General features: G+C 63.3%; 1 pseudogene. It reads left to right on the top strand.

Annotated features, from left to right (window positions below):
* Positions 1-305, top strand: a pseudogene (locus H0524_RS02810) (hypothetical protein); the annotation flags it as partial.

Raw genomic sequence — 305 nt, forward strand, 5'->3', positions numbered from 1 at the left:
AGCGAGGGCCACGACTACAAGCGCCACGACTACAAGGGCTACGAGTCCAAGGGCCACGAGTCCAAGGGCCACGACTACAAGGGCCACGACTACAAGGGCCACGACTACAAGCGCCACGACTACAAGGGCTACGAGTCCAAGGGCCACGAGTCAAAGGGCCACGACTACAAGGGCTACGAGTCAAAGGGCCACGAGTCCAAGGGCGGCTGGGGCAGCGAGTCCGAAGGCGGCTGGGGCAGCGAAGGCTACATGCCCGAGGACAACCGAGGCAGCGAGGGCCACGACTACAAGCGCCACGACTACAA

This window comes from Salinispora sp. H7-4 (assembly GCF_013416675.1).
GTDB lineage: Bacteria > Actinomycetota > Actinomycetes > Mycobacteriales > Micromonosporaceae > Micromonospora > Micromonospora vitiensis.